A 22983-nucleotide genomic window follows, 5' to 3' on the forward strand; every position below is an offset into this window, starting at 1 on the left:
TAGACTCTATTTTAACTAAAATTTTGCACCATTTTCTATTAACCTGTAGATACTGTCTTGACCTGTCAAGGGGTAGCAAGTAAATAATTGGGGTCGAAAGGCTTTTGGGACTTTAAAATACCAAAAGCCAAATGCACCAATTTCCGCATCAAAGCACCAATCACCTGCATTTTGACCTTCCCACGACCCAATAATCGGTCACTCATAGCTTTGAGTAACGGATTGTGACGCATCGCCACTACCGCAGGCAAATACAACGCCTTTCGTAGTCGGACATTTCCGGTACAAGACAAACGAGTTTTGCCTTTAACCGAAGTCCCAGAACTCCGTTCACAGGGTGTTAAACCCGCATAAGCCGCTAATTGACGGGCATTATTGTAATCGGAAACATCACGAATTTCAGCTAACAATACGGATGCTGTCTGTTCACCAATTCCTGGAATTGAAGTCAAGAGGTCACGCTGTTGTTTTAAATGTGGGTGCTGGTCAAAATGGTCACTAATCAGTTTTTTGATTAGTTTTTGTTGTTCTTTTAGGTACTCCAAATGTGCCAGTGTAAGGTCGGCAACAGTTGGCGTAGCTGTTTCCAAACGGTTCTGCTCTTGAGTAGCCATTTCTGTGACTGATTCGAGCCGTCTCAACAGGGCTTGTAATTCTTTAACTTCCGGCGCGGTAGGTGTCCACAAAGACGGTTTCATTGCCGCACAAAAACGAGCAATGAGTGCTGCATCTACGGAGTCGGTTTTAGTTCTCAAAAGTTCGCTTTTGGCAAATCCTTTAATACGAGCTGGATTGACTATACTAACAAAAAAGCTAGCCCCATAGAGGAATTCAGCTAAGGCTTCTCCATAAATGCTAGTAGCTTCCATGCAAGCATGGAGTTCGACTACACTTTGTTGTTGAAGCCAGTTATGTAAACTCTCAAACCCTTGAATATTGTTAGTGAATTTTTTGGGTTTAGTTGCACGACCTTCTTTCAGTAATGAGACGTGAAAGTCTCTTTTACTGATGTCTATACCTAAGACTGTTGATGTCATTTTTGGCTCCAGATATACTCCAATTTATGAAAGAACCGACAGGCAATTGAATACTAACCTTGTCAATGCAGGCTTTCCCGATCATGCCGAGATCCTAAGATACTGTCCAGTTTAGTGTGCGCCTGTCATCAGTAATGGGAGCTTATCTACGCAACAGACTTGCGAAAGTCTAAGGGGCGGGCCAACTTCACCGATTTCTGATGTCCTTGAAGAACACTTTCTGCTGAAACTTGCATCTTAGTCAGAAACTTTTCTTGTTTCTTTAGATTTACCAAGAAGAAGGTACGATCGACTGATGGTCGGCTCGCTCGCCCACTTGTCGGCTCGATCGCCCATTTGTCGGTACGATCGCCTGATTATCGGTATGATCGAATCAATGACGTGGCAATCGCCTGACTCACTCTTTTAAGATACAAGGGGCGGGTTCACCAATAGCCGAGCGGGCTGCAAACAGGTTAAATAAACCCGCCCCCACCCACTCAAATCTTGCACCAATATCAATCTTCAGGAGTTTCGCGCGGGGTGGGGGCGGGTTTTTGAGTCTTTTGGTATCCTTTAAAACTCTGGGTGAACCCGCCCCTACAGTATGTGTAAGAATGGGGTTCTATGGTATTTTCTGACGCTATGTTTCACAAATTCGGAGTCTTTCTCCCCGCCTTCTGCAGGGGAATAACAACCCCGTGCGGTTTCTTATTCCCTGCAAACATCCCGAAGAAATCGTGCAGCAAAATATAGAAACAGGGAATAATAAACAGCGTCAGCAGCGTCGCCAGCGACAAACCCGAAAACACCACCACACCCAAAGGTTGCAGAAACTCCGAACCTTCTCCAATTCCCAAAGCTAGGGGAAACAAACCCAAAACTGTAGTAATAGTTGTCATCAAAATCGGCCGCAAGCGCTGAGGTGCCGCCCTGAGAATTGCTGTTGTGCGATCGACTCCTTCATCTTCCAGGATTTGGTTCGCCAACTCGATCATAATGATGCCGTTATTCACCACAATTCCCACTAGCAAAATTGCACCGATCATCACCGTCGCACCGATCGCAGTTTTGGTCACATAAAGCCCGAATACTCCCGCCGCCAACGCCAGTGGCACTGTCAGCAAAATCACCAGCGGGTCAACCAGGGAATTGTACTGCACCGCCATCGCTACAAACACTAAAAAAGTCGCCAATCCGCCCAAAAGTTTTAGAGAAGTTTGCAATTGCTGATTAGTTTCAGCAGCAGAACTCGGCACAATGCTTACTCCTCGCGGCAACTTCATTTCTGATAAAACTGCATCGACTTGCTGGACAGCATCGCCGAGACTTGCGCCCCGATTCAAGTTTCCTACAACTAAGAAAACTTGTCGCTGGTTGAGACGCTGAATTTCTCCTGGTGCTTTGCCGATCGTAATATTTGCCACATCGCTTAAACGGACGATGCTATTATTGCCGCCAGATAAGGGAATTTGTCCGAGTTGAGCAATAGATTTTACAGAAGTGCGATCGAACTGCACCCGCACATCTACCAAGCGGTTTCCCCGCTGCAATTGAGTCGGAACAGCACCTTCAATTGCTGTCTGAATGGTCTCCCCAATGTCTTGGGCCGTCAGCCCGTACACAGCGGCCTTTTCCCAGTCTGGACGAATTTGCACTTCTGACTGCGGCGCGTCTCCGTCCGGGCGAAACCGGGCTAATTTTACCTTCTCATCTAATTCTTTTAATATCTGACGACCTGCTTGCTGCAATACTTCTTCAGTTGGCCCCTGAACCACCACATCAATTTCGCCGCCCCGCACTGGGGAATTAGTTAAAACTAAACCCCTAATCGATTCTGGAACTAGCCGCAGACGAGTTCCTTTAGGAACGTCAAGTTTCTTGAATTCCTCAGTCATTCTTTCCGTAAAAGCGATGGTATTCGTACCTGGTTTTAGCGTGATTGTGCTGCTTCCCCTGAGCAAATTTTCAACTGTATTGTTGCCGAAAAGCAGCCCTCCCGCTGTCGTTAAAGTGTACGCTGTTTCTGGCTGTGCGAGCAGAAGTTTATCGGCGGCGGCAACCACTTTTTGATTTGTTTCCAAGTTAGTACCCGGAGGAAACAAAGCAAATAATCGGGCTTGACTTGTATTAACTCTCGGCAAAATTTCTTGGGGGATTTGACCTGCCATCACCCAAGTGCCGCCGCCTAAAATCACAAAAGCGAGGGCAATGATAATTAACCGCAAACCCAGCACTTTTGACAGCATTGAACCGTAGGCCCGCGTGCCGTTTTCAAAACCGCGGTTGAAATGTTTTATCGGCCCGAACTGACTGATACCGCTGGAATAAGACATTCCCATCAAGCGAGAAGTCAGCATCGGCACTACAGTTAAAGCTACTAGCAGAGACGCTGCTACTGCAAAGCTAATTGTCAAAATCAATTCGTTAAATAGCAGCGAAAAGAAGCCACCGATCAGCAGGAATGGCAGCACTGATACTAAGTTAGCGGCAGTGGAGGCAATCATTGCTGATTCTACTTCTTCACTCCGCAATACAGACTCTTCTATCGTGCGTTCTTTCCGATCTTTGATTCTGCCTTTTTTCAGATGAGGGTTGCTGTCTAGACCGACTACAATATTTTCTAAAATAACTACGCTGGTATCGATCGCCTGACCAATTCCTAACGCTAAACCCCCTAAACTAAACAAGTTCAGCGACAAGCCGAACAGCCGCATTAAAATAATGGCTGCTAGAGTACACAGGGGAATAGTCAGAGAGATAATCAGGGTTTGTCTCAGGGAACCTAAAAAGAACAAAACTGCGATCGCAGCCAGCACTGCCCCTGAAACCCCCGCATTCGCCACATCGGCTAAGGAATTGCGGATAAATCTGGATTCGTCTAAGGTAGTAACTACGGTCATGTCCGCCGAAATTAACCCGGAATCCTGCATTTCTTTGATGCGATTTTTCACTCCGTCTACAACAGTAATCGTGTTGGCGTCCGGCTGTTTCAAGATGCTAATTTTAACGGCTGGTTTTTGATTGAGAAAAACTTTGACTCGCTGTTCTTCTGTACCGTCATTGACTTGGGCAAAATCGCGCAGGTAGACTCGTTTTGGCGGGTTGGAACCGGATACTTGAAAGGAAAGATTGGCGATTTCCGAGGCTGTTTTAAAGCGACCAATTGTGCGCGTCAGCGGTTCGTTTGATTCTTGCCGCAGCCGGCCGCCGGAAGTGTCTAAATTGCGCGAACGCAAAGCATTAAAAACGTCGTTGAGATTAACTCCTAAACTTTGCAGCCGATTCAGGTCAATATTAACTTGAATTTCTTCTTGAACGCCGCCGGAAATGTCAACGGAAGCGACTCCGGGAATCACGTTTATTTCCCTGGCTAATTCTTCATCGGCAAATACCCGCAAATCTACCCCTTGGCGTGAGTCTGAAGTCAGGGCAAATTCGTAAACCGGCTGTTGAGAAGGGTCAAATTTAAATAGATTTGGCGATTCAACTGTATCAGGAAGTCGGTTGCGAATGCGGTTGACGGAGGCTGTAGCGTCGTTGAGGGCTTGGTCGATATTGCCGCCGGGTCTAAAGAATAAATCGACGCTGACTTGTCCTTCCCGCGTGCGGGAGAAAACTTGCGTGACTCCTTCTGTTGCTGAAAGTCCTTGTTCGAGGGGGCGGGTAATTTCGTCAACTGCCACTTCTGGGGAGACTCCGGGGGCGTCTAAGCGCACGCTGATGCGGGGATAGGTGATGGAGGGCAGCAAGTCAACGGGCAGTTGGGTTATGTAGAAAATGCCCACGACTATAATGGCAAGTGTCAGCATGAGGGTGCCGATGTGGCGGCGAATGGCTGTCGCGCTAATACTGAATCCGGTTTTGTCGGGAGTCATTCGATTTTAGATTTTAGATTTTAGATTAAAGAATTGAAAAGTTTACCCCGTCAGTCAGCCTGCAAAGGAATGAATCGCGGGGCTGGCGACTAAATTGTTTTCGGTCAGGCTTTATTGTGTATCGGGAGTGAGAGAATATTTACGCTCCGCACCTGACAAGTAGTATAATAAATTTTAATAAATTGTCAAAAATGTTTTTTTGAATATTCCTTTAGAGGTAGTCGATCGCCCAAAACGCAGATTGGCAGAAATTGCCAGGGGCTTTTGAATCTCTCTAAGTTATCGCCATCAGGAACAGGCAAGATGCCTGTTCCACAACAAATAAACTTTCTTGTGGAACAGGCATCTTGCCTGTTCCTAAAGTCTTCTTCCCTTTTCCCTCTTCTTTATTCCTTCTTCCCTCTTCCTGACATCCGTTACATCCGTTACAGAATCCGTTGCCGAACTTCCTTCATTTACTGTACTTGAGATCCGTGGGCACGGGGGTCGGAGCTACTTGTTTTCACAGGCCCTGTGGGTGGAGTAAAATTAGAAACTTGACCTGCCGCTTGGACGTGTGGCAGAGGTTTTCCTGCAATTAAAGCATCTAAGTTAGCTTCCATAATAGTGCGTGGCATTTCGCCCATTGTTTCAGCAACGGCGCTGCCTTTATCGTTCAAATAGACAAAGTGCGGAATGCCATCTACTCGATATTTTGTGATTTCTGGCAGCCATTTGTCATTGTCTACATTCAGCATCACAAAATTCATCGGTTCGGCGTATTTCTGTTTGATTTCGCTCAGATCTTTAGCCATTGCCTGACAGCTACCGCACCAATTAGCATAAAATTCCATGAGTGTCGGTTTGCCATTTACCAAAGCTGTTTCTAATGGCGTTGAAGCTTTTGCCATGTCGGTGAGACTGCTTGACGGCGTTTGGGTTTGCAGCCCGAAGAAGATGGATATTGAAAGGACGATCGCTGCTAACACGATCAATAAGTTTCTGAGGCGCGTGGCGACTTTTGTTTCGGGATTTTTGGCGGCGGGGGCGACAGTTGAGTTGGGCGAATTCTGGGTCATAAAATAAATTGCGCTTGGATTTCTATGTTTTTATTTTAAATAATAGATTCAGATTATAGCACATTTTGAGATAATCAGACCAATCTCATAAAAATTTTTGAAGAGGCCAGAATTAGGCCAAGTGCGCTAAAACAGAAGATAACAAAGATTGTTTGTAAATTACCGAGGACTTGCAGGGTGAAAAAACGGGTAACACTGACGTTTCCCCAACGATCGATCCAAATGCCTGTCACCTATCGACTGGCAAAGGATTTTAATGTTGCAGCCAACATTATCCGCGCTCAGGTGGCTCCGAACCAAGTGGGCAAACTGGTGCTAGAGTTATCAGGGGACATCGACCAGCTAGAAGCGGCGATCGACTGGATGCGATCGCAAAATATCGGCGTTTCCCTAGCCAGTCGGGAAATACTCATAGACGAAGATATCTGCGTTGATTGCGGTTTGTGTACGGGGGTTTGTCCGACAGAAGCCTTGACCCTTGACCCAGAAAGCTTTAAACTTAGTTTTGCTCGATCGCGGTGTATCGTTTGCGAGCAGTGCATCCCTACCTGTCCGGTGCAAGCTATTTCTACTAACCTATAGGCCCTGTAAACACTCCTGGGGCTCATCATCTTTTTTTTGCCTGGTTCTCCTAATTGTGCCATTGGATGAAAAAAAACTCTTGGGTTTCCCTAACTCTACTTTTTGTTACTTATTTCACTTTTGGCTGGAAATTATCTGAGTTTGATGTTCCACCGCACCTGACTTGGTTTCTAGCCATAGCTTCAATTTTAGTGTTTGCGGTCGCATTGTCGTTCCCACTGAGAGACATAAAAGCCTTAATTTTGCGGTGGTTTTCGAGTGATATCGGTGCTTTTCTTTCTATTATTGTAGGAGCTTTTGTGGCAGTGGTAGTTTTTGCTTGGCTGCACCTTTTTGCTACTTGTTTACTCTTGATTTCAGCCGGAGCTTTGGCAAGACTCGATATTCAAATGTCTGGTTGGAAGAATTGGCGGGCTTTTGCGGTATTAGCTACCATTTCTTTAACAGGTGTGGGGTTGGGCGGAGCGATCGAGTTTTGGTCAAGGACAGGCAAGCTCGTATTCTCTTAATGAGGAACGGGAAATTCATCCAACCAAATTCTATAACTCGCAACGGATATGTAGCCCAAAACTATCAGCTCGCCCATCAATAAATACAGCTTATTTTTTTTCAATCCCCCACCCCCGGATTAATTCCCCGTTCCGCGCCGTAATCATAGCAGTTTTCAAGCCTCGTGAGGTAAAGCTTCTCAATTTCCGATTCCCCGTTGCGCGTTACTAATTCCCAATTACTAATTACCGACACACCGGGAGTGGAACTGAAAACCCCTAGGGCAGTATTGAACTGTAGCGACTGTTGCTCAAAATGTTATTGCCCAAATCCCGCAAGTCCCGCAGCCAAAAACTCATCCCAATAAAAAAGCAGCTTTAGGGAGCTGCTAGTCAGAATGCATGAGGTATTTTTTTTAGAATAGGACAGATTAAATTCGATCGGTGCTGGGTTACATTTTTTGATACGAGAGAGTTGATGAGGGAATGGACGATCGTAAAATCGTCACATAGGAGGATAGCATTGATGCTAAATTTCCCGACAATCAAGTTAGCGTTTAACTGTCCTTGCGCCCTACAGCCCTTCAGCGGTGGGGCCATTTTATTTTTAGGGAGAACTCAATAGCCGGCTTTAACGCATCAGATGAGTCTGCCATTAGTTCTTGTATAAAATCTCCGCATCACCACATCCTCATACTTATAAAAGTTACGCATCGCATCCAGTCAAACCCGGTGGATTGCAAAATATTGGGTGGTTAAACGGAGACACTCAGACAAAAACCAGTATTTTCACCGAAGTCCTACGATTTGAGATTTGAGATTTGAGATTTGAGATTTTGGGAATGACTGATAAATGTGGTGGTTTGGAGCTTGCGTATAGTTGCATTATTTTTTTGAACTGGTATCAAAAGTCCCCACAAACCTGTTATTTTCTTAGAAAATCGCTTTCTGAATGTATCAATTGAGCTCAGGCCCGGTTTCTGGTTTGATAACTTTTTGGATTTCCTCGATCGCCCTAGTCGCCACTGCTTCAGGCCTTTCGCCCACACCAGCATAGACTCGGACATCTGCTTGAGTGTAGAAACGCTCTCGCTCTTTCAAAAGGCTTTGCAGCTTAGATTTGATCTCGCCCTCCTGCAGTAGGGGTCGAGCGGTGTCCGAACGCAGTCGATCGTACAATTGATCTACAGGCACATCCAACCAAACCACTACACCGTAGTGCAAGTAACCCCAATTCATCGATCGCGTCACAATGCCGCCGCCCGTAGCCACGACCGAATTTTGATACGCAGACAACTCACCGAGCACTTTAGTTTCTAGTTCCCGAAAAGCCTCTTCCCCTTCTCGCTCAAAAATCTCAGCAATTGACTGATTAGCAACTCGAACAATTAGTTCATCAGTATCAAAAAAACGGTATTTTAATTTTTTTGCCAAAATCCGCCCCACCGTTGTTTTCCCCGCACCCATCATCCCGACAAGATAGATATTTACTCCCCTCAACCCATCCACTGCCAAATCCTCCGATATTTTTCTATTTTTTCAGGTTAATCGATCCGCCACTGAGGCCATCATCGTCATCAAACTCATCACCCTCATCCAATCCCCAATCATCCTCTGCTTCTGCCATAGGATTTATTGGTGTTTCATCAGCGGGTTTAGGTATCGCCTCTTGGGGGGGAACGATCACCCGATACTCTGCATCGTATACAGACTCTGTTTGTCCCACCCCAGACTGGTTTGGATCTCGATAGCCGTAAGAGTATACTGAGCCAGCCCAAGACTTGCTTTTCGGTTCCTGCTGAGCTTCGTAAGCCCGTGGATTTGCCGCTGGAACATCATTTACCTGCGGTTGATCGGGAAAATCGCGATCGTCCCCCCAATCGTCATCACCCCCTTGAGAGCCGGATTTTGAGCCATCTGAGACCCAATCATCCTCATCGTCTGCCGCTGCATAAGTCCCCGGTTGAGCGTAATTCTTCGCCCCATCCGGGTTCGGAGTTTCTTGCAGGAAAGTCCCGGCTCTGTAACCCGCCGATGTGCCGTACTCAGTTCGGTAGGAACCAGGAGCTTGAGTTTGGCTATTTTCCCTATTCAGATCCGGGTCAATTCCCTGTTTTCTAGGAGGGGGAGGTGGCGTGTAAGGTGTTCTCCTGTCCTCTGGGAAAGTATCGGGACCGCTGCGACTGGATCGGCCGCTGCGGTCTCCCGTTGGAGATAGGTAATTTGAAAAAGCGAGCAAACCAGAAATCAATAAAGACGTGATAGCTCCCACCACGATGCTCAGCAAAATCCAGATAGATAAAGGCAAAGCAGGCGATCGAACTCCCAAAAACACCAGCGATAATGCCGGCTCCACATTTTGCAGGGCAAAAATAGTTAGCCCTACCACAATTACTAGCAAAAATACAGGTCGCATATTAAAAATATTGGTAATTGGTAATAGGTAATTGCTAATTGCTAATTAAAAGTGACATACTCCTACATTAAGCTGAGTACAGCTATAATGTAGGCTTCTCAGCGACTCCAGCTATTGCTTCGGACATTAACTGAGCTTTAAAGACGGGATGACCCACCGCCCTATTTTTGATTACGATAGCTGCATTGTGATCGCGGTCAAGACTACATCCACAATTTGGGCAGTCGTGCCATCTTTCATGCAACTTTTTAGGTACTTTTTCACCGCAATTAGAGCAATCTTGTGAAGAGTTATAAGCACATACGGTCATCACCAACAAACCAGCATTTACAGCTTTGTTTATTAGAATCGACAGAAAGCTTGACCACCCAGCATCCAACACAGATTTAGCCAATCTTGTACGAGCAAGTCCCTTGACATTCAAGTCTTCAACTGCAACAACCTCATATTTTTTCAAGAGATTGTTAGCAGTTTTGAAATGAAAGTCTTTACGTTTGTCGGCTACTTTCTTGTGACACTTCCCCAGTTGCTTAACTGCTTTGTGTCTCCGGCTGCTACCTTTTTTACGGCGCGAGACTCGCTTCTGAATAGTCCGCAGGCGTTTTTGAGCTTTGCGGTAATGCTGAGGAATCGCCACCGTCTCCCCTTCTGATGTTGTCAAAAAATCCTTCAACCCCATATCAATGCCAGCAATTTTTTGAGGATTAAAATCTGGTTTAATTTCCGGGACTGTCGAGTCTTCCAAGCTGAGAGTTGCATAGTAACCATCAGCTTTTTTGGTGACAGAGACGGTTTTGATTTTAAATCCATCAGGTATTGAACGGTGCAAAATAACTTTGACTTTTCCGAACATCGGCAAGTTAATTAAGTTATTTTGCAAGCAGCCGTCTTTAACTTGAGGGTAAGTGAACGTGCGGTAACGACTACGCGGCTTGAATCTAGGTCTACCGCTGCGTTTCCCGTTGCTATCACCTTTCAGGAAACGATCAAAAGTTACCTTAACTCGCTTAACTACATCTTGAAGAACTTGAGAGTAAACTCCGGCATACCAAGGATGAGTTTTCTTGAGTTGAGGTAACGTCTTTTTCTGGCTGTAATAGTCGGGATTTTCCCGCAGTTCGGGTAAGTGGCAAACTAGCGGACACGCATTGATGGGAGAACGATTTTGTTCGTACCAATTAAATCGATCTGCCAACAAATAGTTGTACTGAGCGCACAGCAGAGACAGCCATCTGTCAATCTCAGTGGCTTGCAACTTTGTTGGACGTAATCGATACTGGTAAGAAGTTCTCATTGAGTAGTAAATGTTTGATTGCAGTCGCTACGCATCAATTAGTGTTAATGTACCCGAATACGTTACTTGATGTCAAGTGCATGAGTGAATGTTTTATCCATAAAATAAGAGAGGTTTCTAGCCTTAATTGCTAGTATTTACCACCAAGTATTGACACGTCGAAGAATTTGTTTGTCTCGTCATCCACCCGCTCACTTCTCAATGCTTGCGCCTGTGAGATTGCTTAGCGGGTCGAATCCTCACCTCACCGCGTCTTTCATCCCACACTAACCGAAGCGGTATAGTGTGGGGATTCCCGTCTGTTTAGCTAACAAATCATCAATAACAAATAACAAACTGTCAACTGTCAACTGTCAACTGCCAACTGTCAACTGTCAACTGTCAACTGTCAACTGTCAACTGTCAACTAACTCCCTTCTTCTTCCTTCCAGCGTTTGAGAGGAACGCAATCAATCCCCAACTGGTCTAAAGCGCGAGCCACCACAAAGTCTACCAAATCTTCAATAGTTTGCGGATTGTGATACCAAGCAGGAATCGCTGGTACAATTCTAGCTCCAGCTTCCGCCAAGGTAGTCAAATTCCGCAGGTGAATCAAGCTAAAAGGCGTTTCGCGAGGCACGAGTACCAATTTTCGCCCTTCCTTGAGCTGAACGTCGGCCGCTCTTTCGAGCAAATCCGAGCTCAAGCCAGCCGCCAACTTGCCTAGTGTACTCATGCTACAGGGAATAATCATCATCCCTTGGGTGCGAAAGGAGCCACTAGCAATATTAGCACCGACATCTTGCCAGGGATGACACCGAAGTTTACCCATTGTGGCGACTCCTGCTTGTTCCCGCCAGAATTCCTCTTGTAGCGTCGGTTCTGCGGGCATTCGAGTGTTCTGTTCGCTTTGCCAAACCATGTAAGTAGATTTCGATGCTACCAGTTCGATCGCGCGATCGGCTTCCAACAAATATTTCAATGTTCGCACCGCATAAATCAGTCCCGATGCACCGGTAACTCCTACAATTAGAGGTTGGGCGGGGACTGAAACAGAATTAGTCATGGGCAATTATCCAGCAATAAGCTCACTAATTATAATAGCGCGATAGGTGCTAATAACAGCCACAACACTCATCAATCAATTCAATGATTGCGTGGCGATCGCTCTTAATAACAATAAAAGGCGAAACCTATAGCCACCTGCAACACCCCCGGATACTACAAGAAAGTATGCGACTGTGATCGCCAGGATTATCATTACCCTATTCTTCGTTAACAAAAACAAAGGCTAACTGCGATCGCCAGAGTTCCAGATCCCAGCTCCATCTTACATCCTGATAGCCACGACCAACTCTGTGTCACAATAGAACTATAGCAATCCTAAATCATTCTCATAATTATTGTAGGGGCAATCCGACCCCTACTCCCCGTGGTTGCCCGATAGATAGGGGGTAGGCACGGGGAGTAGGGGTAGCACTACCCCTACAAATTTATCTGAATCATTTAGGATTGCTATACTAACTTTACTTTATTAACATCAGGGGAGGCAGACAATGTTCTTAAGATACGAAGATATCGAAATAGTGCAATTAGACATTACCTCCCGATGTAATGCCGGTTGTCCTCAGTGTCCGCGCACGGGGAACCCTATTTTGCCAATGACAGAATTGACAATAGCAGATATTAAGAGAATCTTCCCTAAAGAATTCTGCTCTCAGTTGTCTTGGATTTACCTGTGCGGCAACTTTGGGGATGCGATGGTGAGTAATACCACTCTCCCGGCGCTAAAGTATTTTCACAAAATGGGAGTCAATTACCTTTGGATGTACACCAATGGTAGCGGACGCAGCCCTGATTGGTGGCGACAACTGGCCAAAATTTTGAATCAACCAGACGATCGCGTTATTTTTGCCATCGATGGATTAGCGGATACCAACCACCTCTACCGTCGCAATACAAACTGGAACCGGATTATGGAATCCGTCGAGGCCTTTATTGGCGCCGGTGGCCAAGCAGAGTGGCAATATTTAGTCTTTGAACACAATCAACACCAAGTCGAAGAAGCTCGCGCTTTGGCCCGTAGACTGGGGTTTATTAAATTTCAAGCTAAAGCAACGTCTCGCTTTGCGCTGTCAGAGGTTGATGAAGTCGGAGAAAAGGAGGAGGCGATCGCAGAGGTGGACTCCCAGACGCAGGAAAAGCGCGATCGTTCTACCCCCATCACCCTAGAAAAAGCAGCTCTCAATTTTCACCGACAAGCTGAAGATTATTTAGCGGAAAAAAATTTAGAACAAGCATTTTTAGCTTGTCAAAAAGCACTTGAGATTCAGTCAAACTTTGCCGTCGCTCACAAAACATTAGGCAATCTGCTACAGCTCACAGACTGTCTGGAGGAAGCGATGAACTCCTATAAAACTGCCCTAGAAATTCAGCCAGAATTTGCCGAAGTTTATGCAAATATGGGCAGCGTTTATGCTTCTCAAAAACAATGGGAACCCGCAATTTATCACTATCAAAAAGCGCTGGAAATTCGACCAAATTTTTCAGGAGTGTATCGAAATTTAGCCAAAATTTGGACACAATTAGGTAAAATAGAAGAAGCAAATGAAGCTTTTCAGCAAGCCGTTAAACTCCAAATCGCTCAAGAAATTGCTCCGGCTAAAGCTGCTAAAGCGAACAAAGAAAGCTCCGTAGAACTCAAGCCGGCTTCCTTACCCCAGTATCAAAATCCAGAAATCCCCAACTTTCGCAAAGCCGTCCAAGAATATGGAGGATTAGAAAATTATTTTCAGGGCATTGAAATTAACTGCCAGTCGCAAAAGAAAGCTGAAATTTACGTTAGTTTTGACGCTGAACTGTGGCCCTGCTGCTATACAGCTCAGACCAAATACGCTCATTACAGCGACACTTATATGACCCAGGCGATCGCTCTGTTTGAAAAATATGGGCAAGGATTTAACAACCTCCGCAGCAAATCTATCAAAGAAGTGCTAGAAAATGTTTGGTATCAAAAAGACTTAGCCAAAAGCTGGTCTTGTTCGGAGAGACTAGAAATATGCGCCTTGGTGTGCGGGAAAGCCTTCCACCCCACCTCCTCACAGATGCTCTAGATCCTTCACTGACTCGAGTCCAGAAACCTGATTTTTTTGGAAAGTATCGAATTTTAGCACCGCAATATTTGCAAAAAAGCCTGATTTTTCTTGAAGCGGACTTCAGAAACCGGGTTTCTTGATGAAACCCGGTTTCTGAACAGCAGACGTTTGTTAGAAACAGGCGAGAGTTGGAAACTGGCGACGCACCCTACCTTTACTGTTAGCTATCAACTATAGCAATCCTAAATGATTCGTGTAATTCTTGTAGGGGCAAAACCCACGCCCGGTTGCCCCGCCTTGACTGGGGTAGGCACGGGGAGTAGGGGTAGCACTACCCCTACATATTTTTACAAATGATTCAGGATTGCTATATCAACTATCAACTATCAACTAACTACTCATCATCATCAAAAGCTTGACTGCCGCCGCCAACTGCAACTAAATCAATTTGCTGGCGGTAGTAGTCAACACTCTTGACTTGAACTTCTACCCGATCGCCCAAACGGTACTGATTGCGGTTTTTGCGACCCACCAGAGTTTGCTGGCGCGATCGATATTCGTACCAGTCATCCTTCAGCGAAGAAACGTGCACCAATCCCTCAACTCGCAGAATATCGCTCTCCGGCGGCCGCACCTCAATTTCCACAAAGAAACCGTAAGACTGCACGCCTGTAATCAAACCCTGGAAAGTTTGGCCGGTGCGTTCTTTCATCAATCCAGTTTTCTTCAATCCCTGCAAATCGCTTTCAGCGTCTTCAGCAACTCTTTCGCGTTCGGTTAGGTGTACTACTACCGATGCGAACTCGGTCTCAAATTCGTGGTGCAAATCTGGCGGGAGAACATTCCAAGTAATTTGACCGTGACAGGAGGAATGATGCAAGTCAACTTTTTCCTTCGCCCGTGTTGTGCGGCTGCTGCGGCCTTGCTCGAACACCGCTTGCAACACCCGCAGCACCAGCAAATCGGCGTAGCGGGAAAGCGGCGAAGTGCAGCGCGTGTAACCCTCTGACAGCCCCAAACCGAAGTGTGGCTTGGGAGTTGTGCTGTAAACAGCGGGCTTCATGGTGTCTTCTAGCAGGTAGGTGAGAACTCTTTCGGACTTAAGGCCGGCAAACTGCTGGGTAAATCGCTGAAAGTCCAAGGGCAAAACTTCTTCTTCGGTTTCGAGATACAGTTCGCCTCCGAGGTTGTTGGAGAGTTTGATGAACTCTTGAATGTCTGCCGGGTCTGGCATCGGCTGGACGCGGTAAATTGCTGGGACTCCCAAGGCTTGCAGGTGAGTGGCGACGGCTTGGTTGGCAAGTACCATCAACTCGGAGACAGCCGACTGGGCGGGGGGAGCCGTTGCAAAAGCTCCTAATTCGCCTTCGTCGTCGAAGTGAGAGTTAGCGTCGGGCAAATTTAGTTCAAAAGCTCCTCGCTTGAGCCTTGTCTGTCTGGCAGCCTGTGAGGCGGCACCGAGTTGATCTAGGAAAGGACGGAGGGCGGAGGATAAAGGGTGCTCTTCGGCATCGCCTGGTTCGAGAATTGCTTGAGCTTGCTCGTAGGTGAGGTGGTAGTCAATTTGAATGACGCTGGTTTGAATCTCGTATTCTAGGAGTTCTCCTGATTGGTCGAGGGTGAGCAGTATGCTGAAGGCCAGCCGTTCGCTGTCTGGCAGGAGGGAGCAGCGCTCGTTGAGGGTTTCTGGCAGTACGGCGATGATTTTTTCTCCCAGATGGGCGGCGGTGCCTCGCTTGCGGGCTTCGCGGTCGATCGGGGTTTCTGGCTGCACGTACTCGGCGGCATCGCTGATGTGGATTCCTATTTGCCAGCGGCCGGGCTTCAGGGTTTCGATCGACAAAGCGCGTTCTACTGGCGGATCGGAGAGGAATGATGTTGGGTCAAACTCGTTTTCGCCTCCTCCTTCGGACAGATTTTCCTCCGGCGCTTGAGGGGCATCGTTTTCGCTGTTGGTTGTTCCCGGTTCGTTTTTGCTGAAGCTAACAGTCAGAATGTTACGCAAATCAAGGCGTTTTTTGATGTCGGTTTTTTTGACTTTGCTGGGCAAATTTTCGGCTGCTTTGATGACGGCGGCGGGGAACGATCGCGGCAAGTCGTGTTTGCAGCATACGATGTCGAGGTCGTCAGCGGCTTCGGCGTCGGAACCGAGTACCTGTACTACTTTGCCGACTGGCCGATGGGTGCCGAGGGGGTAGCGTTTGACTTCGACGTGTACTAGGTGGTCGATCGCCTCTTGGAGATTTGTGCCATTTGCGAGCAAGTCTAGTTCAAACAACAGGCGATCGTCCAGGGGGATTGCTCTGTAGCTGACGCGGCCGGTGGGGGTGGCGGTTTGCTTGACTCGCGCGAGTACCGAGGGGTTGGCGCGTTCGAGGATGAGCATGACTTCGCCTTCGGGCGATCGGCGGCGGCTACCTTCTTTGATAATTTTGACTAAGACTCGATCGCCATTCCAAGCTGTCGAGAGGTGACTTTCCCGCACATAAACGTCTTCTGAGCCTTCGGCGTCTTGAATTGCAAAGCAAAATCCTTTGCTCGAACAGCGCAGTTTTGCTTCTACTACGTCGTCTTCAGCTACTCGGCGATAGCGGCCTTTGTCTTTGACTAATATGCCAATTTTCTCTAGAGCTTCTAATGCGATTTGAAGTTTGAGTTGACTGGTGGCGTCGTTGCAGTCGAGTTTTTTCTCCAATGCTTTAGGAGCCACTAATTTGTCTTCTGTAAAATTTGCCAGCAGTGCAGCGATAGAAAATTCCATGTAGCGATCGATCCTCTTGTTTCCAGCAATTAGTCTAATTTTGGCGAAATCAGCCGCACCCCCTCGGGCCCAGGGCTGTTTCATTCTCAGAAAAACCAGGGTTTTGTAGGGGCGGTGCGACCCCTACTCCCCGTGCCCGCCCAGCCCATAGACGAGCGGGTCGGGGTTTCAGATATGGGGGCAACCACGGGGGGATTGCCCCTACAAGAGAATGAATCAGCCGCACCCCCTCGGGCCCTCGCAGTGCCTGCTTCCCAACAAATGCGCGGGTTAATAGGTGGAGACGCGAGCACAGCCACCTTGTTTGATCGCGAGGTTTTTTTGAGATTCTCTCCCGACACCGGCTTCGTGCGAATTGTCTGCTGTCTGTCTTGAACTGACTGCTGACGGTGCAGACAACTGTCCCGCACGCTATTCCCCAATACAATTTTTTAGCGTTGGTTTGTTTGCTTTTAGGTCAGCAGCGCCGAGCACTTCGCAAATTAGAAAGCCCCTGTCGGTTCTTAAAAGATGGCTCGATACTGAAAGCGACGGCTTGAGTCGAGGATGAGCCGATGGAGGCATGGAGAGGGATAAAATTTGCATTTCTTCCTTCTACCTTGTTCCTTCTGCCTTGTTCCTTCTTCCTTTTGAAGTGCCTCTTGCTTCTTGCTTTAGCAAAGAATTTACCGGATCTTTAAGGCAAAATTGCTAGTAGCTCGCTGCTGCGATGCCCCTGTTTTTTTGCACGCGATCAGTCCTTGCGGACGGAGGTGCAACGAGCGGGTCGGGAGCAATCTGTGCTGTAGAAAGTGCAGGTACACAAAACCGGAGACTTTTACTACTTTTGCTTAGTTGCTGTGTCATCTCCTATAGGTAGAAATGACGCCCGGTGCTTGTTAGCTTAAACTGCCGGATGTGGGATGGGGTTTAGTGGCGTGTAAGGTTGCGCGGATGATTCACCTTTAATTTATTGTATGTTGAATAGGTGCTTTCAGAAAATTGTTTTCTCTGAGCTGTTGTTGAGCCAAGCGTGACCTGGGGTAATTTTAAAAATTTTCGCGATCTCTGGGACGATCGAGCTTGCGGAGTCGCTTTCTGTTAAGCTGTTGGGCATTTCAATTGTCTTTTTGGGCGGGTGTGACCGAAAGCATCCAGGATACAAGCCCCCGGATTGATCCGTCCAGAAATAAAAAACCTGTATCCGATAAAGGAGCCCCCGAATTTATCCGTGGGGTCAATGCTTAAATCTAAAATCTAAAATCTAAAATCTAAAATCGATTGACGCCCAACCCCTACTCCCCGCAAGAATTTCATCAAACTTGTCTGTAAGAATGAGAAGCACCTGGGCTTACACGATCGCCCTCACGTTTTCAAGAAATGTTGAAGAATCAAGCAACTAATGCGTGGTTGTGTACTAAACTTAACTACCAGCCGGGAAGTCCCGGGCGTATATTTAGAGGGGATTAATCAGAGCGCTGGGCCCCGTACCCCGTTGGGAATTACGCCCGCGTGATGAAAGGCTCGTCGGGTGTAGGTACCCAAAGCGACAATTATTCTTTTATAGCCCAAGATGATCTGGAAATACTCTGATACTATATTAGCAAGTGGGGGTGGAACTACCTCACTATAAAAAGCCTTTGAAAAAAAGGAAAAAGAAGCCTGCGGTGTAACTGTACTCAGTTGACCGTCAGGTTTGTTCACGTCATAAGCCCCTTCTGGTTTCGGGGTCAAAAAACTATGTTTGCTGAATTTCGCGCCCTTTATCCCGCTGGACAGTTAATTTGTGAGTTGCTGACTGTTCATCACGGTAAGTTTGTTGTTCGCTGTCTGGTTCAGGTTGACGGCAAAACTCTGGCTACGGCTATGTCGGCTGCTGAGTCTGTTGAGGATGCTGAAGACCGTGCCCGGTTGCGAGCGATCGCTGTTCTTGGATCTGCTGCGCCCGATCGTGCGATCGTGACTGTTGCTCCGGCTCCGGTTGCTCCGGTTGCTCCGGTTGCTTCGGTTGCTGCTGTTCCCCCTCCTCCTGCCGTTTCCCCGGTTGCTGCTGTTCCCCCTCCCCCTCCTCCTGCTGTTCCGGTTCCTGTTGGGCCGACCAGTGTTCCTCTTCCGGTTCTAGAAATGCCTGTTGCTGACAAATTGCCTGAAACACATCAAAGCAATTTTGTCAAGACTGAAGCGAAATTAAATGAAGAGCCGATCGCACCTGTACCTGCACCGCTGCCGCCAACGGTCGATCGGACGGAGGCTACTGGATTTGTACCGAAGCAGTTAGACTCAGACGCTTGGCTTTCTTCTAGCTACGGCGAACCACTTCAGGAACTGGAGGTGCCGACTGCTAGCCAAAGTGAACTGCTACAGGGTGCGGCCGAAGTCAGGGAATTGCAACCGATCGCAGTGGGAATTCCCAGCGATGCGATCGAGGATAATTCTGATACGATCGCCCAAATAGAGGCAATCCTCAGACGCTTGAAATGGACTAAGAAGCAAGAAACTGACTGTCTCGAACACAATTACGGCAAGTCGTCGCAGAGAGAGCTTTCTAGCGAACAGTTGGTAGATTTCCTAGAATATCTGGAAATCTACAGCAGAACTACTGAGGAAATCAAGCGGTTGGGCTGGACTGCCAACCAAGGAAAAGATTATCTCAAACAAGGTTATGGCAAAGAAGCGCGGCACTTCTTAAATCGAGAAGAATTGTTCGACTTCCTGCAATATCTCGAATCTTTGCCCTAGGAATTCGGCAACTAAACAAGGCGCTGGAGGCTATTAGATTAAAGAAACCGGGTTTTTTACAGAGATTAAGGTTGAGAACCAAAGATTATGGTAAAAAACCCGGTTTCTCGCCCCCCGTTGCTCCCGGATTAAAGAAACCGGGTTTTTTACAGAGATTAAGGTTGAGAACCAAAGATTAGGGTAAAAAACCCGGTTTCTCGCCCCCCGTTTATCCATTAAAGAGCTACTTTTGAACGTTAAAAATTAAAAATCAAAAATGAAGAATATTTCCTCATTTTTGATTTTTAACTTTTTATTTAGACGACAGCGGCGATCGGGCGGCTAGCGGAAGGACGGCGATCGATCACTTGATCGACTAATCCGTAGTCCTTTGCTTCTTCAGCGGACATGAAGAAATCCCGTTCGGTATCTTCTTCAATGCGGGAAAGCGGCTGACCGGTATGGTTGGCAAGATGTTCGTTCAGGCGGCGTTTGTGGTACAAAATCTCTTTGGCCTGAATTTCAATATCGGTTGCTTGTCCTTGAGCTCCGCCTAGAGGTTGGTGGATCATAATCCGGGAGTGAGGCAAACTCATCCGCTTGCCTTTAGCGCCGGCACTCAACAGAAAAGCGCCCATGCTGGCGGCCAAACCGAGACAAATAGTGCAAATGTCGGGGCGGATGTGGTTCATCGTGTCAAAAATGCCCATACCTGCTGTTACCGAACCCCCTGGGGAGTTGATATAGAGGTAAATATCTTTCTCCGGGTCTTCGGCGTCTAAAAATAGCAATTGGGCAACGATCAGGTTAGCCAAGTCTGAGTCAACCTGTTGGCCCAAGAAGACGATGCGATCGCGCAGGAGTCGCGAGTAAATGTCAAAGGCGCGTTCGCCGCGACCGGATTGTTCTATAACTGTTGGGATCATTGACGCCTGCCTGCCTATTACGTATCTTTTTTTAATTTTAGCGACTAGGGCTCAGTTATAGTTAGCGATCGGTGGCGTGCGATCGAGAAATCGGCAAAATCCTTGAACTGGGCGGGGTTGGGGCGGTAATTTGTGGAAGTTGTGGCGGGGGTGCGATCGGATTTCCGATCCTGCAGGCGATCGATATTGAGGAAGCGGACATCAATCAACTTTGTTATGTGGCGATCGTATCATTGGGAGAACTCAAATCGCTCGATCGCGCCTGACACTCGGAAAATGGTCTAAAAATTCATCGACAGAATCACCAGCTTCGAGATAATCAAGCACAGTCTCGATCGGGACGCGAGCACCAATAAAGACAGGAGTTCCACCTAAAATATCGGGGTCGCTATGAAAGATAGTAGCTGCGTATTGCAAAGAAAAGGCTGTGACATCAAGACAATCTTCTTCACTCCAGGTATCACTTTGCTCGAACGATCTGTTAGTTTCCATCGCTAAATCCCCACTGGATTTTTATAGATTATATCTTTGCTAGGATGGGAGCATCTCATATTTGTAAAAATACTTCTTCTGGCTCCTTCCTTCTTGTGGCTCCTTCCTTCTTCCTCTTTCCTTCTGCCTCCTGCCTCCTGCCTCCTGCCTCAAAACTCCAATTTCTAGCTTGGCCGCAAAGGTGAGATGCTCCCGCTAGGATTACTGGTAGCGGGATTTCTTTGATTTAATCACCTCAATTACATTGTCGTGTCTTTGCCCTTCAATAATATCCTTGAGATGAATCTGTCCGTTGACGTACTGAACGTGGATGCGCCAGCCTGAGACTTTATCAATATCAGCACGATAAACTGCCTGCTTCACACCCTTAACTTTATGCAGTCTCGTTTTGGGAAATTGTCTCGTCCTGTGACATTCCTGGTCTTCAAGTTCTGCTAAAGCTTCCAGAAAACTAATCTTTAGCTCGTCATCTGGCAAAATTTTCATAGCTTCGTAAATAATGCCATATTCATCACAGAGAATAAGGTTTTGCGCCATAACTTAAGCTGATTATATCTAGGCAGTTTCTCGATCGCGCTGAAGTAGGTCTTGATACAAAGACTCTGCTACACCCTTATACGCTCGATCGAGTTCGTCGTGTTGAATTGCTCGAAAAAGAGTAAAAATAGCTTGCCCAAAAATTGGGTCTTCGTCAACCGCCAAAACCACTCTTAGTTTTTGAGAAATTCGTAGCGTATAAAGCGAAGACTCGTAACCATTCAGGTCTGACGATAGCGGGAGACGACGCAGCTTGCGATACACATTTGATTTTTGAGTAGGAAAAAGGCTGGCACAATAATTAATTTTTTGAATTACTTCGGCTTTCTCATCTTCATTTAGCAGCGCAATATCTTTCTCAAATTCCCTTGTTGACTCAATTAGAATATCCACGTCAAAAACCGTAAAAAAATATATAAACATTATACTAAAAAAAGCTTTTGATTGTCAAGCCCCTTGCTCACCACTTACCAGCAAACGCGCTTGTTTAACAACCCACCATTCAAATTTTAATCGCCCAACCACGGCGGTACATTCCATACAAAACTAACCACCAAAATAATACCGCAGTCACGGCAAATGCTAGAGAACCATTCAGCGGCCCCGCCCACGGCACAAACCAGTTTTCATAAATCCAAGTGTAAGTTGTTGGAGCATTTTCACCAGTACCGATATGAGTTTTCAACAGGATTCTGGCGACAATACCGGAAGCAACAAACAGGAAAATAGCATTCAATCCCATGATTTCAAACGGCCTCCCCCATTTCCACTCCCGCACTTCAATTGTTTCGTAGCAAAATGCTAGCAATAGCAACGCCCAACCTGCGGTAAACACTACATAGGAACTCGTCCAAAGTTGTTTGTTGATCGGAAATAACAATCCCCACAAGTGGCCGATTACCACGCAACTGAGGCCGCAGATTGCTAAGTTGATACTGGTGCGGGTTGTGATTGGCTGTACTCGCAGCGATTCTCCGGTAAAGTAGCCGATCAGGACTGTTACAACTGCGGGTAAGGTACTCAACAATCCTTCTGGGTCGAAGGGCCCGCCTTTGTACAGGTGTTGGCTACCGAGAATTAGCCGATCGACATATCCTCCTAGATTCCCTTCTGGCGTGAGTTCGCCGGCAGTGTACCCCCCTACAGCAAATACGGTTAATGCGCCCCAATAGCCCAAAAGCACGGCAACAGCGAGCAGTTTTTGATTGCGGGGAGAGAGGTTGAGAATGGCGATCGCACTGATGAAATAAGCTAAGCCGATGCGCTGCAATACTCCCATGATGCGGATTTTACCGAAGTTTTCCACTGGGGCGTTGTTGAGAAGTACGTCAAGGGCGATCGAAGATGTATTTAGCAGCAATCCTAATATAAATAGAATCGTCGCGCGGCGCGCAATTCGCCAGTAAATATTTGAAGCAGGAAGAAGAAAGAAGGAAGAAGAAAGAGGGTTTTTGGCGGATTCTGATTTTTCCTTTGTTTGGGTAATTATTGAGGTTTCTATTTCGGTTTTTGGAGAATTTTGAATATATTTAGACAGCGAGAAAGACATCGCGCAGCCAACGATGAACAAGAAAAAAGGAAATACTAAGTCTGTCGGGGTGCAGCCGTGCCATTCTGCGTGTTCTAGCGGCGGATACACCTGTTTCCAACTGCCGGGGTTGTTGACTAGAATCATCGAGGCGATCGCAATTCCGCGAAAAACATCAAGGGATTTGAAGCGCATAAATTAAGTTATTTGTTCACTGTTCACTGTTCACTGTTCAC

At 46.8% G+C, this 22983-nt stretch carries 18 protein-coding genes; 5 read left to right on the forward strand and 13 right to left on the reverse strand.

Annotated features, from left to right (window positions below; translation table 11 throughout):
- Positions 1-65: 65 nt before the first annotated feature.
- From QUB35_RS11610 to QUB35_RS11620, 3 genes are all read right to left on the reverse strand, one after another.
- Positions 66-1037 (reverse strand): transposase, encoded by a 972-nt coding sequence (locus QUB35_RS11610; protein WP_333142066.1) that lies wholly within the window; start codon positions 1035-1037, stop codon positions 66-68.
- A gap of 629 nt (positions 1038-1666) precedes the next feature.
- Positions 1667-4894 carry an efflux RND transporter permease subunit gene (locus QUB35_RS11615; protein WP_333142067.1) on the reverse strand — a complete coding sequence of 1076 codons (3228 nt, stop codon included), beginning with the start codon at positions 4892-4894 and terminating at the stop codon, positions 1667-1669.
- A gap of 455 nt (positions 4895-5349) precedes the next feature.
- On the reverse strand, positions 5350-5952 hold the full coding sequence (locus QUB35_RS11620) for a thioredoxin family protein (protein ID WP_333142068.1): 603 nt from the start codon (positions 5950-5952) through the stop codon (positions 5350-5352).
- A gap of 177 nt (positions 5953-6129) precedes the next feature.
- On the opposite strand from QUB35_RS11620, the gene QUB35_RS11625 reads away from it, so the two are divergent.
- Together QUB35_RS11625 and QUB35_RS11630 are read left to right on the forward strand one after the other, a co-directional pair.
- A complete protein-coding gene (locus QUB35_RS11625; protein ID WP_190741019.1) occupies positions 6130-6534 on the forward strand; it encodes an NIL domain-containing protein in 405 nt (134 codons plus the stop codon).
- Between the two features lie 65 nt (positions 6535-6599).
- Positions 6600-7043, forward strand: coding sequence for a hypothetical protein (locus tag QUB35_RS11630; protein WP_333142069.1), 444 nt, complete (start codon positions 6600-6602; stop codon positions 7041-7043).
- A 936-nt stretch (positions 7044-7979) separates the two neighbouring features.
- Here the strand turns inward: QUB35_RS11630 and QUB35_RS11635 are convergent.
- From QUB35_RS11635 to QUB35_RS11650, 4 genes are all read right to left on the reverse strand, one after another.
- Entirely contained in the window at positions 7980-8531 is a 552-nt protein-coding gene (locus tag QUB35_RS11635) for a shikimate kinase (RefSeq protein WP_333142070.1), read from the reverse strand.
- Positions 8532-8553: 22 nt separating this feature from the next.
- Positions 8554-9438, reverse strand: a complete 885-nt coding sequence (locus QUB35_RS11640) for a LapA family protein (RefSeq protein WP_333142071.1) — start codon at positions 9436-9438, stop codon at positions 8554-8556.
- 82 nt (positions 9439-9520) lie between these two features.
- Complete coding sequence (locus QUB35_RS11645; RefSeq protein ID WP_333142072.1) at positions 9521-10732, reverse strand: transposase; 1212 nt, start codon at positions 10730-10732, stop codon at positions 9521-9523.
- A 406-nt stretch (positions 10733-11138) separates the two neighbouring features.
- Entirely contained in the window at positions 11139-11777 is a 639-nt protein-coding gene (locus tag QUB35_RS11650) for a flavin prenyltransferase UbiX (protein WP_333142073.1), read from the reverse strand.
- A 490-nt stretch (positions 11778-12267) separates the two neighbouring features.
- Between QUB35_RS11650 and QUB35_RS11655 the strand changes: the two genes are divergently transcribed.
- A complete protein-coding gene (locus tag QUB35_RS11655) occupies positions 12268-13824 on the forward strand; it encodes a tetratricopeptide repeat protein (RefSeq protein WP_333142074.1) in 1557 nt (518 codons plus the stop codon).
- A 376-nt stretch (positions 13825-14200) separates the two neighbouring features.
- Here the strand turns inward: QUB35_RS11655 and QUB35_RS11660 are convergent, their stop codons facing one another.
- The gene (locus QUB35_RS11660) at positions 14201-16567 is read right to left on the reverse strand and encodes a ribonuclease R family protein (protein WP_333142096.1); all 2367 of its coding nucleotides are present in this window, start codon (positions 16565-16567) and stop codon (positions 14201-14203) included.
- Positions 16568-18286: 1719 nt separating this feature from the next.
- On the opposite strand from QUB35_RS11660, the gene QUB35_RS11665 reads away from it, so the two are divergent.
- Positions 18287-19285: a hypothetical protein gene (locus tag QUB35_RS11665; protein WP_333142075.1), complete on the forward strand. Its 999-nt coding sequence runs from the start codon at positions 18287-18289 to the stop codon at positions 19283-19285.
- Between the two features lie 296 nt (positions 19286-19581).
- Here QUB35_RS11665 and clpP read toward each other — a convergent pair whose 3' ends face one another.
- On the reverse strand, positions 19582-20190 hold the full coding sequence (gene clpP, locus QUB35_RS11670) for an ATP-dependent Clp endopeptidase proteolytic subunit ClpP (RefSeq protein ID WP_006635758.1): 609 nt from the start codon (positions 20188-20190) through the stop codon (positions 19582-19584).
- Between the two features lie 71 nt (positions 20191-20261).
- Here clpP and QUB35_RS11675 point away from each other — a divergent pair, with 71 nt between their 5' ends.
- Positions 20262-20456: a hypothetical protein gene (locus QUB35_RS11675; RefSeq protein ID WP_333142076.1), complete on the forward strand. Its 195-nt coding sequence runs from the start codon at positions 20262-20264 to the stop codon at positions 20454-20456.
- Here QUB35_RS11675 and QUB35_RS11680 read toward each other — a convergent pair.
- The 4 genes from QUB35_RS11680 to QUB35_RS11695 form a co-directional block, all read right to left on the reverse strand.
- Complete coding sequence (locus QUB35_RS11680; RefSeq protein WP_333142077.1) at positions 20434-20682, reverse strand: DUF433 domain-containing protein; 249 nt, start codon at positions 20680-20682, stop codon at positions 20434-20436. The genes QUB35_RS11675 and QUB35_RS11680 overlap by 23 nt on opposite strands.
- Before the next feature lie 201 nt (positions 20683-20883).
- Complete coding sequence (locus QUB35_RS11685) at positions 20884-21219, reverse strand: hypothetical protein (RefSeq protein WP_333057897.1); 336 nt, start codon at positions 21217-21219, stop codon at positions 20884-20886.
- Between the two features lie 18 nt (positions 21220-21237).
- The gene (locus QUB35_RS11690) at positions 21238-21642 is read right to left on the reverse strand and encodes a hypothetical protein (protein WP_333142078.1); all 405 of its coding nucleotides are present in this window, start codon (positions 21640-21642) and stop codon (positions 21238-21240) included.
- Positions 21643-21721: 79 nt separating this feature from the next.
- Positions 21722-22942: a heparan-alpha-glucosaminide N-acetyltransferase domain-containing protein gene (locus tag QUB35_RS11695; protein ID WP_333142079.1), complete on the reverse strand. Its 1221-nt coding sequence runs from the start codon at positions 22940-22942 to the stop codon at positions 21722-21724.
- Between the last annotated feature and the right edge of the window lie 41 nt (positions 22943-22983).

The organism is Microcoleus sp. B13-B6, from assembly GCF_036705405.1.
Lineage (GTDB): Bacteria > Cyanobacteriota > Cyanobacteriia > Cyanobacteriales > Microcoleaceae > Microcoleus.

Excerpts from the sequence above, each read along its gene's own strand:
- QUB35_RS11680 (WP_333142077.1), bottom strand. The coding sequence starts at position 20,682 with ATGGAAACTAACAGATCGTTCGAGCAAAGTGATACCTGGAGTGAAGAA.
- QUB35_RS11640 (WP_333142071.1), bottom strand. The coding sequence starts at position 9,438 with ATGCGACCTGTATTTTTGCTAGTAATTGTGGTAGGGCTAACTATTTTT.
- QUB35_RS11620 (WP_333142068.1), bottom strand. The coding sequence starts at position 5,952 with ATGACCCAGAATTCGCCCAACTCAACTGTCGCCCCCGCCGCCAAAAAT.
- QUB35_RS11665 (WP_333142075.1), top strand. The coding sequence starts at position 18,287 with ATGTTTGCTGAATTTCGCGCCCTTTATCCCGCTGGACAGTTAATTTGT.
- QUB35_RS11695 (WP_333142079.1), bottom strand. The coding sequence starts at position 22,942 with ATGCGCTTCAAATCCCTTGATGTTTTTCGCGGAATTGCGATCGCCTCG.
- QUB35_RS11660 (WP_333142096.1), bottom strand. The coding sequence starts at position 16,567 with ATGGAATTTTCTATCGCTGCACTGCTGGCAAATTTTACAGAAGACAAA.
- QUB35_RS11615 (WP_333142067.1), bottom strand. The coding sequence starts at position 4,894 with ATGACTCCCGACAAAACCGGATTCAGTATTAGCGCGACAGCCATTCGC.
- QUB35_RS11645 (WP_333142072.1), bottom strand. The coding sequence starts at position 10,732 with ATGAGAACTTCTTACCAGTATCGATTACGTCCAACAAAGTTGCAAGCC.
- QUB35_RS11630 (WP_333142069.1), top strand. The coding sequence starts at position 6,600 with ATGAAAAAAAACTCTTGGGTTTCCCTAACTCTACTTTTTGTTACTTAT.
- QUB35_RS11690 (WP_333142078.1), bottom strand. The coding sequence starts at position 21,642 with ATGTTTATATATTTTTTTACGGTTTTTGACGTGGATATTCTAATTGAG.
- clpP (WP_006635758.1), bottom strand. The coding sequence starts at position 20,190 with ATGATCCCAACAGTTATAGAACAATCCGGTCGCGGCGAACGCGCCTTT.
- QUB35_RS11655 (WP_333142074.1), top strand. The coding sequence starts at position 12,268 with ATGTTCTTAAGATACGAAGATATCGAAATAGTGCAATTAGACATTACC.
- QUB35_RS11685 (WP_333057897.1), bottom strand. The coding sequence starts at position 21,219 with ATGGCGCAAAACCTTATTCTCTGTGATGAATATGGCATTATTTACGAA.
- QUB35_RS11650 (WP_333142073.1), bottom strand. The coding sequence starts at position 11,777 with ATGACTAATTCTGTTTCAGTCCCCGCCCAACCTCTAATTGTAGGAGTT.
- QUB35_RS11610 (WP_333142066.1), bottom strand. The coding sequence starts at position 1,037 with ATGACATCAACAGTCTTAGGTATAGACATCAGTAAAAGAGACTTTCAC.